The organism is Pseudomonas sp. SF2, from assembly GCF_036858055.1.
In the GTDB taxonomy this organism is placed as follows: Bacteria; Pseudomonadota; Gammaproteobacteria; order Pseudomonadales; family Pseudomonadaceae; genus Aquipseudomonas.
This window is the reverse complement of record NZ_JAMBDI010000039.1, coordinates 1-12554: the sequence shown is the minus strand read 5'-3', so window position 1 is coordinate 12554 and position 12554 is coordinate 1. Positions and strand designations below refer to the sequence as shown.

Below are 12554 nucleotides of genomic sequence, written 5' to 3'. Positions count from 1 at the left end.
GGATCGGCCGGTCAGACCAAAGTGCCGAGCGCATCGAAAGGTGCCGAAGTGCGAAAGCTAGTGCAACAGTCTAGCCGCTTCATCGCCCCCCACCGTGCTGCCGACGAGGGCCCCGGATCAACATGTCTGCCAAGCACCGCTGGATCAGCACTTCGATGGCCGTGGGCAGCCTGTTGCTGCTGGCCGCCTGCGAGCAGAAAAACTTCGAGACCTTGCCCGCCATCCCGATGGAGCAGCTTGAGGTACTGGGCGTGCAGACGCCGATCAAGAGCGTGCACTTTCGTGACCGCGATGGTGAAGGCTTGCTGGTATTGAGCCGCAGCGATGGCCAGGCCAGCGACCCGGAAAGCGAGCAGGAAGTGGACAAGGTGGTACTCAAGGCCACGCTGTACGGGCGCACCGCCGAAAGCGACGCGTTCAAGGCGCGCTGGCAGATCGAGCAGGAAACCACCTGCCCGGGCCTGGACCTGGATGTGGACTTCTATAACGACGTCAGCGATGTCGGCGACCTGAACAAGGATGGCGTCGCCGAGGTGACGGTTGCCAGCCACGCCTTCTGCGGCGGCGGTATCGACCCGCACGACATCGTCATCGAGATGCGCGAAGGGCAGGCCAGCTACAGCATCACCGGCCAGTCGCTGATTACCCCGGCAGGTGAAGAGCCGATCGGTGGTGAGCGCGAGGACAGTGCCTCGCTCAAAGGCGCGCCGCAGGTGCTGCGCGAGCACATGGACGCGGTCTGGCAGCAGGTGTACAAGCGGCCCTGGAGCGAAGCCAGCCCGCCAAGCGACGACGACCCTGACGAAGAAGCCGAATAAGTGTCGTGCGTACCATCAAGGTAAACCCGCGCCTGCCGATACAGGGGGCATAGGAGAACGTCCATGCTGCCGCCGATCATTCCGCTCAGTGCCGCCCCGGTGACTTCGCAACAGGACCCGGTCAAACCGACCCCCGACATCAAGCCGGTGGTGCCGACGCAGCCTGCATCCGGTGAAAGTGCCATCGACCTCAAGCACCAGCGTGACCCGCAGGAGCAGACGTTGCTGCTGCGCGATGAGCAGCGCCGCCAGCAGCAACGCCGGCAGAAGGGCGACGACGAACGCTACACGGCGATGCCGGGTGACGAGGTCAACGCCGACAACACCGTGCCGGTGGCACCGTTGATGGGCGAGCATGTCCGCCAGGGGCTGCTGGTAGACATCGAAGTCTGACGCGGGGCTGGTCAGCGCCTGCGCCTGGCTTCATCATGCAAGTCTCAGTTGATCGTCGAGCCCACCCATGAGCCAAGACAACCTCATCGATTTCGATGCTGAACGCGCCAAGCGCGTCCATGACCTCAAGGAAAAGCGCCTGAACGAAATGCGTAATGCGTTCGAGCAGGCCCTGCCGTTGAACACCGCCAAGAAAAAGAAGCCCAAGGGCAAGCCGAAGAAGCGCTGAAATTTGACGCAGGTCAACCCTGCACCCGCCTCGCGTGCCCGGCCCCGGGCACCATTGACACCGATCAATTTTTCCCGCCCCCACATTGGTTAACTTGCACCCATCGGACAACGGCAAACGAATGGGGAGGCCAGCATGTTCTTCGACAACGTGGTTATCGCCGGAGTGGTAACGGTCGGGTTGATGGTCGCCTTCTTTGCCGGTCTGGGCATTTTCATCTGGAAGGACTCGAACAAGCGCAAGCCGCGCTGACCTTCCGGGTACACGAGCACGCAAGGCATTTAGGGCGACTTCGGTCGCCCATTTTTTTTGCCTGAAATTCTTGTGTTGCCTGTAGCGACCCCACAGGGTTCGGATTTCGCGCGATCGCTTGCGGGAGCAGGGGGGGCCCGCGAAGAGGTCCGCACAGGAGGACCTGTCGATCATAAAGATGATTAGCTAGCTAATTAATCGTCTCTGCTTTATCCTTCCCATCATTGTCTATCTTTTCTACAAGAACATCCCCGCAAGGTCCGCCTCGTGCCCATCACCCTCCAGGCCCTGTTCGCCCCCAGCAGCCTCGCCCTCAAGTTCGCCATCAAGACCCTGCTCGGTGGTGGCCTGGCGCTGTGGCTGGCGATGCGCTGGGGCCTGGAGCAACCGTCCTGGGCACTGATGACCGCTTTCATCGTCGCCCAGCCACTGTCGGGCATGGTGGTGCAGAAGGGCTTGGCGCGGCTGGCCGGCACCCTGGTCGGTACGTTTGCGTCGGTGCTGTTCATCGGCCTGTTCGCCCAGACCCCATGGCTGTTCCTGCTTACCTTGGCCCTGTGGCTGGCCCTGTGTACCGCCGCCTCCACCCAGCTGCGCAGCGCCTGGGCCTATGCCTTCGTGCTGGCTGGCTACACCGCGGCGATCATCGCCCTGCCGGCTATCAACCACCCTTTGCAGGTGTTCGACCAGGCTGTGGCGCGCTGTACCGAGATCTGCCTGGGTATCTTCTGTGCCACCGCCAGCAGTGCCTTGCTCTGGCCCATGCGGGTAGAGCAGCAACTGGGTGGGCAGGCCCGCCAGGCCTGGCAGAACGGCCTGCAGGCCGCCAGTGCCATGTTGGGCGGCGAAGACGAGGCGCGCAAAGGCTTGCTGGAGAGCCTGGGGCGTATCGTTGCCATCGACAGCCAGCGCGAACACGCCTGGTTCGAAGGCACCCGCGGGCGCCAGCGTGCCCGCGCCATTCGTGGCCTGAGCCAGAAACTGATGGTGCTGCTGCGCATCTCCCGCTCGGTGCGCCGGCAATGGCGGCAACTTGATGAGCGCGAAGCCGAACGCCTGGCGCCCTGGCTGGAGGAGGTGCGGGCCCTGCTGGGCAAGCCCGACCAGCCCAGCCTGTTGCTGTTGCGCCAGCGCATCTGGGATGCCGCCCACGATGAACAGATCAGCCCGGCGGAGCACTTCTGCCTGGCGCGCATGGCACTGCTGCTGGATTACGCCATGGCCGCCAGCCAGGCGCTGGAGGATGTGGAAGCGGGCAGGGCGCCCAAGGATGTGTCCCAGGGCCTGGCCGCGCACCGCGACTGGTCGCTGGCCTTGCTGTTCGGCTCACGCAGTGCGCTGGCCTTTCTGGTAATGAGCGGCTTCTGGCTGGCCACCGCCTGGCCTTCGGCACCGGGGGGCCTGGTGCTGACCTGCGTGGTCTGCAGCCTGTTCGCCAGCCGCGAGAACGGTGCGCAGATCGGCCTGAGCTTTTTGCGCGGGATCTGCCTGGCGATACCCGCGGCGTTTCTGGTCGGGCAGATACTGCTGCCGCAATGGAGCAGCTTTGCCATGCTCTGCCTGGGCATGGGCGTGCCGCTGTTTTTTGGGGCACTGGGCATGGCTCACCCACGGACCGGGGCCACGGCCACCTCCTATTGCCTGCACTTCATCGTGCTGGTGTCGCCGCTCAACGCCATGCAGTTCGGCGTGGCCAGCATGCTCAACAGTGCCTTGGCCATGCTGGTGGGAGTGTCGGCGGCGGTGATGGCCTTCCGTTTGTTGGTGTTTCGCCACCCGGCCTGGCTGGGCCGGCGCCTGCGCGCGGCGACCCAGAGCGACCTGGTGCGCCTGACCCGGCGCGACCTGCGCGGGGCCGACAGCTGGTTTGGCGGGCGCATGGCCGACCGCCTGATGCAACTGGCGCGGCATGCCGGCGAGCTACCCGAGAGCGAGCGCCAGCGCTGGGACGATGGCCTGCACGGCCTGGATATCGGCGATGAACTGGTGCACCTGCGCATGTGCCTGGCGGTTGCCCAGGCCCCGTTGGGGCGGGCCGAGCGCGAGTACCTGCAGCAGGTAGAGGCAGTGCTGGCCAAGGGGCCGGCGCCCGGGCGTGGTCAGCGCCTGGATGCTGCCAGCGAACAGTTCATTGGCGCCTTGCGCCGGCTACCCTCAAGCGATCCGCTGCGGTTGGCCGAAGGGGCGGTGCTGCAATTGCAGAAAAGCTGGGGCAAGTGGTGCCGCTGGCAGGAGGAAGCCCATGGGGTTGCGTGAGTGGGAAGTGGGCGGCGTGCTGTTCAGTCCCTTTCTGGTTTATGTGTTGCTGGCGCTGGTGCTCACCGGGTTGCTGCGTCTGCTGGTGCAGGCCACGCCGTTGGGGCGCTGGATCTGGCATGAGGCGCTGTTCGACGCGGCGCTGTTCGTTTGTGTGTTGTTCCTGGTGGTGCGACTGTTGGGAACCTTATAAAGGAGTGTTTCGATGCGTGCGGCCGTACGTACCCTGGTCACCTTGTGTGTGGTGGCCCTTGCCGTGTTCGCCGGCTATCAGCTGTGGCAGTACTACATGCTCACCCCCTGGACCCGCGATGCCCGTGTGCGCGCCGATGTGGTGGTGATCGCCCCCGATGTGTCTGGCTGGGTGCGCGAGCTGAAGGCCCGTGACAACCAGCAGGTCAAGGCCGGCGACCTGCTGATGAGCATCGATCGCGAGCGCTTCCAGGCGGCCTTCGAACAGGCCAGCGCCGTGACCGAGACCCGCACCCAGCAACTGCACCTGCGCGAGCGTGAAGCGGCCCGGCGTACCGCCCTGGGGCCGGAGGCGATCAGTGCCGAATTGCGGGAAAATGCACAGATCAATGCGGCCATAGCCCGCGGTGAGCTGCACGAGGCCCAGGCGCAGTTGCAGGTTGCCAGGATCAACCTGGCGCGCAGTGAAGTGCGGGCACCGCGCAGCGGGCATATCACCAACCTGCGCCTGGCCGAGGGCAACTATGTGAACACCGGGGAGTCGGTGATGGCCTTGGTGGACGATTCAACCTTCTATATCCAGGCCTATTTCGAGGAAACCAAGCTGCCGCGCATTCGCGTGGGGGATGCGGTGAAAGTCTGGCTGATGGGCGCGGGCGAGCCGATGCAAGGGCATGTTGAGAGCATCAGCCGCGGTATCACCGACCGCAACAGCAACCCGGACAGCCAGTTGCTGCCGGAGGTTGAGCCAACCTTCAACTGGGTGCGTCTGGCGCAGCGCATACCGGTGAGGATTCGCCTGGACCAGGTGCCGGAGGGAGTGACCCTGAGTGCGGGGATGACCGCCAGTGTGCAGGTGCTTGAGCAATGAGGCAGGGGGCCACTCCGTGGCCCGATCGCCGGCAAGCCAGGCTCATGCGATGGGCCGCAAAGCGGCCCCAGATTCTCGATTTCAGAGGAACATCCCGCCCGAAACCTCCAGCCGTTGCCCGTTGATCCAGCCATTGCCATCTTCCAGCAACAGCGCAATCGCTGCCCCGATATCATCCGGCAAGCCCACGCGCCCCAGCGCCGTGTTGCCGGCAATGTATTCATTCACCTGGCGGTTGTCCCGCACCACACCGCCGCCAAAGTCCGTCTCGATCGCCCCCGGCGCCAGAATGTTCACGCGAATACCACGCGCCCCCAGTTCCTTGGCCTGGTAGCGGGTCAGCACCTCCATCGCCCCCTTCATCGCGGCATAGGCGGCATACCCCGGCAGCGCAAAGCGCGCCAGGCCAGTGGAAATGTTGACGATGCGGCCATTGTCGACCAGCAGCGGCAGCAGGCGCTGGGTGAGGAAGAACGGTCCTTTCAGCTGGATGTTCAGCAACTGGTCGAACTGCGCTTCGCTGGTTTCGGTGTATGGCACGTTCAAGCCGATCCCGGCATTGTTCACCAGAAAGTCGAAACGCTCGCGACCGAAGTGTTGCTGCAAGGTTGCCCCCAGGCGTTCGGCGAAGCCGGCAAAGCTGGTGCTGTCGCTGACGTCCAGTTGCAGCATGGCGGCCTTGACCCCCGCCTGCTCCAGCCGCGCGGCCACGGCCTGGGCTTCCTCGGCCTTGCTGTGGTAAGTGCCGATGACATCGATGCCGCGTGCGGCCAGGTGTTCGGCAGTGTTGCGGCCCAGGCCGCGGCTGGCGCCAGTGATCAGGGCAATCTTGCGGGTCATGGTGAAAACCTCATGGTGGGCTGATGAGCACAGGTTATTGGTCGGTGTTGTGCTGATAAATCCAGAAAATATGGAAATACTGTTCGGTAAAACCGGATAGACGAGGTTCAAGTGAACAAGCTGGAGTTGTTGCGCACCTTTGTGCGGGTGAGCGAGGTCAGCAGTTTCACCCTGGCTGCCGAGAGCCTGGGGCTGCCCCGTTCGACCGTGTCGGAGCAGGTCAGGGCGCTGGAGCGTTTGCTGGGTACACAGCTGTTCAACCGCACCACCCGCCGGGTGCAGGCAACCCAGGATGGCGCCTTGCTGTACGAGCGCAGCAAGGACCTGCTGTCGGGCATGGACGAGATCGAGAGCCTGTTCTGCGCCGACGATGCCGAGCTGGCCGGGCGCCTGCGGGTCGACTTGCCGACCATGATGGCCCGCCGGGTCATCATCCCGGCGCTGCCGCAGTTTCTGCAGCGCTTCCCGCGCCTGGAGGTGGAGCTCAGTTGCACCGACCGCCAGGTCGACCTGCTGCGTGAAGGCTTCGATTGTGTGATGCGCATTGGTGCCCTGCATGACCTGGACGTGGTGGCGCGCCCGGTCGGGCAACTGAGCATGCGCAACTGTGCCAGCCCTGGCTACCTGGCCCGCCATGGCGTGCCGCGCACGCTGCAGGACCTGGCCGAGCACCACCTGGTGCATTACGTGCGCACCCTGGGGGGGCGCAGTGCCGGTTTCGAATACCTGCAGGGCGGTGAACTGCGCTTCCAGGCCATGGCCGGTGTGGTCACGGTCAACAATGCCGAGGCCTACTCGGCGGCCTGCCTGGCCGGGCTGGGGCTGATCCAGGTGCCGGCGGTGGGCGTGGCCGAGCACCTGCAGCGCGGCGAGCTGGTTTCGGTACTGGAAGGCTGGCAGGCCCCGGCCATGCCCGTGTCACTGCTGTATGCCCGGCAACGGCACGTGCCACGCCGGGTGCAGGCCTTCATGCAGTGGCTGGGCGAGGTGCTGCATTCGCAGGTTGACGGTGGCCGCTGATCGATGAAAAGCGTGGCACCTGTGCGACGGCTTGCGTTAGGCTGCCAGTCACGAGTTGCCCGGTAGAGGCAACCACCCCCGCCTGGCGTGCGTATCTTCCGATTTCATTGCGAGGTTACGTCATGGCCATCACTTCCCAGGACATCTGCAACGCTGCCGACCAGCTCAAGGGCTTTGTCGGTTTTCATGGCAAGCGCGGTGTGCATATCGTGCGTTTTTCCGAAGATTCGTTCGGCATGGACGTGGCCGACGCCAGCATTACGCCCTGCAGCGAGTTTGTCTGGCGGCCCGAGCAAGGGCAGCGCATGGCCCTGTGCCGTGAACGGCTGGCGCTGTTGCTGGAGCAGCATGTGGATGACCGTTTGAACATCGGTGAACCGCTACGCACCTACCTGCGCCGGCGCGACCTGCCGGAAATCGTGGCTGAGCGCAGCTTGCGGCAGCTGTGCTGAAAATCCCTGTGGGAGCGGGCGTGCCCGCGAAGAATGCAACTCGGTGGATGGCACCGGCNNGCGGCGGTTCGACGCCTCGACGCGCCCGCTCCCACAGGGCCTGCGCAAGCCTTCAAACTACGCTACGGGTAGGGTGCCGAGCGCTGGGCTGCCTGCTGCAACAACGCCTCCAGCCCGGCACTGTCCAGCGGTCGGCTCATGTAATAGCCCTGCACTTCGTGGCAACGGTCCTTCGCCAGCGCCCTGAGCTGCTGCTCGCTCTCCACCCCTTCGGCCGTCACCGTAAGCCCCATTGCTTCGCCCAGGTTGATGATGGCCTGGACCACGGCGCGGTCGCTGCCACCGGTGTTGTTCAGTCCGCCGATGAAGCGTTTGTCGATCTTGATGCTGTCGAACGGGTAGGTGCGCAGGTAGCCCAGCGACGAGTAGCCGGTGCCGAAGTCGTCCATGTTCAGGCGTACGCCCAGCTCCTTGAGCGACAGCATGGTACCCAGCGCACCTTCAATATCGTTGAGCATCACGTTTTCGGTAATTTCCAGCTCCAGACGCTGGGCTGGGAAGGCGGTTTCCAGCAGGATCTCGCGTACATCAGCCACTACATCGCTGCGCAGGAATTGCGCAGGTGACAGGTTCACCGAAACCAGCATGTCGGCAGGCCAGTCGTGGGCGGTGCGGCAGGCTTCACGCAACACCCAGCGGCCCAGTGCGACAATGATGTCGCTCTGCTCGGCCAACGGGATGAAGGTGTCCGGCCCAAGCAACCCCTCCTGCGGATGCTGCCAGCGCAGCAAGGCCTCGACCGCGACGATGCGCAGGTCGCTGAGGCGGTAGCGCGGCTGGTAATACAGCTCGAACTCCTGGTTGCGCAGGGCCCGCCGCATGTCGTTCTCCAGCTGGCGGCGGTACTGGATCTGCTGGTTCATTTCGGCAGCGAAATAGCGCCAGGTGTTCTTGCCGTCGGCCTTGGCCTGGTACAGGGCGATGTCGGCGCAGCGGATCAGCTCGCCGGCATCGAAGCCCTGGGTGCGGGTCTGGGCGACCCCGATGCTGGCGCCAACGTGCAGGGGCTGGCTATCGAAGACGATCGGTTGCTGCAGCAGGCTGATCAGGCGCGCACAGAAGCGGTCGATCTCACTGCGGTTGTCCATGCCGCTGAGCACCAGGAGGAACTCGTCGCCGCCCAGGCGCGCGACCATGTCGCCATCGCGGGTACTGTCGCGCAGGCGCGTTGCTACCTCCTGCAGCACGGCGTCACCGGCGGCATGGCCGAGGGAGTCGTTGATCGGCTTGAAGTTGTCCAGGTCCAGCAGCAGCAAGGTCAGTGGCGGCGAATCGCTGCCGCGCAATAGTGCCTGCTCGAGATGCCGGGCGAGTTTGTTGCGGTTGGCCAGCCCGGTCAGCGGGTCGTGCAGCGAAAGGTGCTGGATGCGGGCATGGGCGTCGACCTCGTCGGTGATGTCGCTGGCGGTGCCGCGATAACCGACGGGCTTGCCGTCGTACCAGATGGCGCGGGCCGAAATCCGGCAGTAGCGGTTCTGGCCATTTTGGTCGCGGTAAGTGCAGCGCAGGTTGGCCAGTTGTTGCGGGTCGGCCGCGGCCAGGGCATCCAGCCACGGCGAGAGCGGCGTGGTATCGCAGGCCAGTAACTGATTGAGCGGTTGACCGAGCCAGTCGTCCACCGGGTAGCCGGTGACGTTGACAAAGCGTTGCGACAGGTAGGTCAGGCGTTGGTGCCGGTCGGTTTCCCAGATCCAGTCGGAGGCCGACTCGGCCACTGCGCGAAAACGCTGCTCGCTGGCCTCCAGGGCCTGGTTGCTCTGCTGCAGATGGGCGAGCGTGAGGTCGATCGCCCGCGAACTGCGCAAGGCATGACGGAACAGGTACAGCATGATCAGGCCGAGTATCAGCAAGGCACCAGCCAGTGGCGGCAACACTGCCCGCAACAACTGGTGCCCAGGCAGCGGGCTGCTCCAGGACAGGTGGTAGCCGGTATCGCCGAGGTCGATGCGCAAGTGGTCGTGCTCACCCACATCATTGTTTTCCACGTGCATGCCGGTCAGGCCGGCAGCGCTGCTCAGCTGTGCCAGCTTTTCCTCGGTGAGCTGGTCGACGAACAGCATCACCGGCGCCTGGCTCACCTCGCTATCGGTGACATCCCGGTCAGGGCGCACCGCCGCGGCACTGAGCACGGCCGGCCAACCGTTGAACAGGACGAAACGGGTAATCTGTTCACGTGGGACGGCCGCCGCCCGGGCCTGGTCGATGATTGGCTGAAGCGCCGCATTGATATAGGTATTGGCCGCTGCCTGGGTAGGCCGGCCTTTGAACAAGGCATAGGTGGTGCGCGAGTCCTCCACTACGAACACCCCTTCATAGCCGCTGGCGCTGTACAGCGACTCGCCCACGTTCTTTTCTTCGTAGGCCCATTTCCAGTCGGCCTGGCTTGCCAGGTGCTCGAAGGCCGCATCCCAAACGGCGTAGCTGGACAGGAACTGGCGCGAGGCGAGCAGCCTTTGTTCCAGCGCCTTGGTCGCCTGCAAGGCACTGCGCTGGCGCTCCTGGTGGTCAAGAGTGCCCGCGATATTGAACAGGGCGCCGAGGATGACCAGACAGACCAGGCCGAAAACTGCGCTGAAGCCGGCAATGAGGCGACGCACCTGGAAACGCGGTGTAGGGCTAGCGGGTGGAGGGTTGGCGGTCCTGGCCATGCGCGAGCGGCTCCTTCAGGCAGCCTCCCGCCAGGTAGTCAGGAAGGAGGTTCAATCAGGATAGGCCAGCCTGAGCGCCGCGGCGTCGCTGTGGGCAAAAATTGACCTGGTCGCGGCCAGCATGCTTGGCGGTGTATAGCGCCTTGTCCGCCTGTTCGAGCCAGTGCTCGGGTGACGCCAGGTCGGCCTCGAATGCCGACAGGCCGATGCTCAGGCTGATGCGCAGGTGTGGCAACTGCGGGTTGCGGTAGCTGGCGACCCGCTCGCGCAGGCGCTCCATGGCCTGGCAGGCCTGGGCCTCGCTGGTGTCCGGCAGGATCACGCAAAATTCGTCACCGCCGTAGCGCCCGGCCTGGTCGCCTTCGCGCAGGTTGCGCCGTAGCTCGGCGCTGAGCTGGCGCAACACGCAGTCGCCGACCACGTGGCCGAAGGTGTCGTTGATGGTCTTGAAGTGGTCGATGTCGATCAGGGCAATCACCGCGTGCCCTTGTTGCTGCTGGCAGGCCTGGAACTTCAGCAGCAGCAGGTCTTTCCAGGCGCCATGGTTGAGCAAGCCGGTCAGGCTGTCGGTGAGGCTCAGGGCGCTCAGGCGGCGCTTGTGGTCGGCGAGCTTGATCGCCAGCTGGTAGCAGACCCAGCCCAGCGCCAGCGGGTAGAGCGTCAGCATCGGCAGGCAGGCATAGACCTGCAGAGGTGTGGCGTTCAGTTGCAGGCCGGGGCCGAGCAGCAGGATGGCGACGAGCATGCCGGCCAGCTGGGCCAGCACCCCGCGAAAGACCATGCGTTTGCCGCCGGCGGCAACGTTGTTCATGGTCATCATCGACAGCACGGTCACGCTGGGCAATGGGTTGAAGTGCATGGCGGCGGTCCAGAACCCACCCATCAGTGAGTCGAGCACCAGGTTGCGCTGTTCTGCATGGTAGGGTGCGGCCGAACGAGAGGCCCACAGGTAGGCCACATGCGGCCACAGCAGGCCGTTGAACAGCACCAGCAGCCACGCCCAGGTAGGCGGTGACAGCGGGGCCATGGCGGCCATGACGCTGAACAGGCCGATCCCCAGGCCGATGACACGCGGCAGGTAGATGCGTTTGACGAATGAAAGGCCTTTGCCGCTGCGTTTATCCATCTTGGTCATCGTTCTTCTGCCGGAGCGCCGTTTATCGCATAACTCGCATGAATATTGTTGAACAGTGTTTCATCGACGACAAATGACCTTACAAGCCAATTCACGGTTGATCCGATCACTGTGGGGTAACATGAAGGCTTTCCTGTTGCTCGGAGTGTTGCTGATGGTCCCTTTGGCCAACCCCGCAGGCGAGCCGGCGCCCCAGCGGGAAGGACGTTTTCACAACCAGGCGTTGTTGCCACAGGATGGCGTATTGAAGAAGCTGCGCATCGGGCTCAAGTACCTGTTCCTGCGCAAGCCGCCGGAAACCCGGCCGGCCACACCGGTGAGCCTCCAGCCCATGACCCGCCAACAGGTGCTCGACGCACCTGATCGTAGCCTGTGGCGCCTGGGGCACTCCACGGTATTGCTCAAGTTGCGCGGGCGTTTCTTCATTACCGACCCGGTGTTCGCCGAGCGCGCCTCGCCGGTGCAGTGGGCCGGTCCGCTGCGTTTCCATGCGCCGCCTCTGGCGCTGGACCAGTTGCCGCCGTTGGCTGCGGTGGTATTGTCCCACGATCACTTCGACCATCTGGACGAACAGGCCATTCGCCAACTGGCACCACGCACGGGCGTGTTCCTGGCGCCGTTGGGCGTAGGCAACCGGCTGATGGCCTGGGGCGTAGCATCGGCGAAGGTGCGGCAGCTGGACTGGTGGCAGGAAAGCGAGGTCGAGGGCGTACGCTTCGTTGCCACCCCGGCGCAGCACTTTTCCGGGCGCGGGCTGCTGGACAGCAACCGGACCTTGTGGGCGTCATGGGTGATCGTCGACGAGGATGTGCGGGTATTCTTCAGTGGTGATACCGGCTACTTCGATGGGTTCAAGCAGATTGGCGAGCGCTTCGGGCCATTCGACCTGACCCTGATCGAGACCGGAGCCTACAACGTCGCCTGGCCCGATGTGCACATGCAACCGGAGCAGAGCCTGCAGGCCCATCTGGATTTGCGCGGGCGCTGGCTGTTGCCGATTCACAACGGTACCTTCGACTTGTCCATCCATGGCTGGCAGGAGCCGTTCGAACGCATCCTGGCACTGGCCAATCAGGCGCAGGTGCGCTTGAGCACGCCGCAGATGGGGGAACGGGTCAGCCTTGTCTCTCCGCACGCCGGGCAGAACTGGTGGCAGCCGCGGCCCGTGCGTCAGCGGGGGCAGGCGAATGAGCGCGTGGTAGCGACGCGCTGAGGGTCAGCGGTTGTGAAAGGTGCCTGCCTTTGTTCTTCTGGTGCCTGTGAGATCGAGCGCCGCCTGCGCGGTGCTTCGCGAGTGTTCGCCTTGACGCTTTCTGCGCCTATGAAATCGAGCGCCGCCCGCGCGGCGCTTCGCGGGACAAGCCCGCTCCCACATTTGTTGCAACGTG

The 12554-nt window shown here is 64.4% G+C and carries 12 protein-coding genes and 1 pseudogene; 10 read left to right on the top strand and 3 right to left on the bottom strand.

Annotation, left to right across the window (positions count from 1 at the left end; genetic code table 11):
- The first annotated feature begins 122 nt into the window (after positions 1-122).
- From M2S36_RS20340 to M2S36_RS20310, 7 genes are all read left to right on the top strand, one after another.
- Positions 123-818, top strand: a complete 696-nt coding sequence (locus tag M2S36_RS20340; RefSeq protein ID WP_207832872.1) for a M949_RS01915 family surface polysaccharide biosynthesis protein — start codon at positions 123-125, stop codon at positions 816-818.
- 63 nt (positions 819-881) lie between these two features.
- On the top strand, positions 882-1211 hold the full coding sequence (locus tag M2S36_RS20335) for an aspartate-semialdehyde dehydrogenase (RefSeq protein ID WP_207832870.1): 330 nt from the start codon (positions 882-884) through the stop codon (positions 1209-1211).
- A 67-nt stretch (positions 1212-1278) separates the two neighbouring features.
- Positions 1279-1440, top strand: a complete 162-nt coding sequence (locus tag M2S36_RS20330) for a hypothetical protein (RefSeq protein ID WP_075046112.1) — start codon at positions 1279-1281, stop codon at positions 1438-1440.
- Between the two features lie 135 nt (positions 1441-1575).
- The gene (gene ccoM, locus M2S36_RS20325) at positions 1576-1692 is read left to right on the top strand and encodes a cytochrome c oxidase subunit CcoM (protein WP_003254862.1); all 117 of its coding nucleotides are present in this window, start codon (positions 1576-1578) and stop codon (positions 1690-1692) included.
- Positions 1693-1959: 267 nt separating this feature from the next.
- Complete coding sequence (locus M2S36_RS20320; protein WP_207832868.1) at positions 1960-3948, top strand: FUSC family protein; 1989 nt, start codon at positions 1960-1962, stop codon at positions 3946-3948.
- Positions 3935-4141: a DUF1656 domain-containing protein gene (locus tag M2S36_RS20315; protein WP_207832866.1), complete on the top strand. Its 207-nt coding sequence runs from the start codon at positions 3935-3937 to the stop codon at positions 4139-4141. The genes M2S36_RS20320 and M2S36_RS20315 overlap by 14 nt, the downstream gene beginning before the upstream one ends.
- Before the next feature lie 12 nt (positions 4142-4153).
- On the top strand, positions 4154-5011 hold the full coding sequence (locus M2S36_RS20310) for an HlyD family secretion protein (protein WP_333957745.1): 858 nt from the start codon (positions 4154-4156) through the stop codon (positions 5009-5011).
- An 81-nt stretch (positions 5012-5092) separates the two neighbouring features.
- Here the strand turns inward: M2S36_RS20310 and M2S36_RS20305 are convergent, their stop codons facing one another.
- Positions 5093-5851 carry an SDR family NAD(P)-dependent oxidoreductase gene (locus M2S36_RS20305; RefSeq protein ID WP_241105937.1) on the bottom strand — a complete coding sequence of 253 codons (759 nt, stop codon included), beginning with the start codon at positions 5849-5851 and terminating at the stop codon, positions 5093-5095.
- A gap of 111 nt (positions 5852-5962) precedes the next feature.
- Here M2S36_RS20305 and M2S36_RS20300 point away from each other — a divergent pair, with 111 nt between their 5' ends.
- Together M2S36_RS20300 and M2S36_RS20295 are read left to right on the top strand one after the other, a co-directional pair.
- A complete protein-coding gene (locus M2S36_RS20300; protein WP_207832860.1) occupies positions 5963-6871 on the top strand; it encodes a LysR family transcriptional regulator in 909 nt (302 codons plus the stop codon).
- A gap of 122 nt (positions 6872-6993) precedes the next feature.
- The gene (locus tag M2S36_RS20295) at positions 6994-7323 is read left to right on the top strand and encodes a DUF2025 family protein (RefSeq protein ID WP_015271519.1); all 330 of its coding nucleotides are present in this window, start codon (positions 6994-6996) and stop codon (positions 7321-7323) included.
- Between the two features lie 122 nt (positions 7324-7445).
- Here M2S36_RS20295 and M2S36_RS20290 read toward each other — a convergent pair whose 3' ends face one another.
- Together M2S36_RS20290 and M2S36_RS20285 are read right to left on the bottom strand one after the other, a co-directional pair.
- Positions 7446-10031, bottom strand: a complete 2586-nt coding sequence (locus M2S36_RS20290; RefSeq protein WP_333957744.1) for a bifunctional diguanylate cyclase/phosphodiesterase — start codon at positions 10029-10031, stop codon at positions 7446-7448.
- Positions 10032-10082: 51 nt separating this feature from the next.
- Positions 10083-11157 (bottom strand): annotated as a pseudogene (locus M2S36_RS20285) (diguanylate cyclase).
- Between the two features lie 130 nt (positions 11158-11287).
- Between M2S36_RS20285 and M2S36_RS20280 the strand changes: the two are divergent.
- Positions 11288-12379 carry an MBL fold metallo-hydrolase gene (locus M2S36_RS20280; protein WP_333957743.1) on the top strand — a complete coding sequence of 364 codons (1092 nt, stop codon included), beginning with the start codon at positions 11288-11290 and terminating at the stop codon, positions 12377-12379.
- Positions 12380-12554 lie beyond the last annotated feature (175 nt).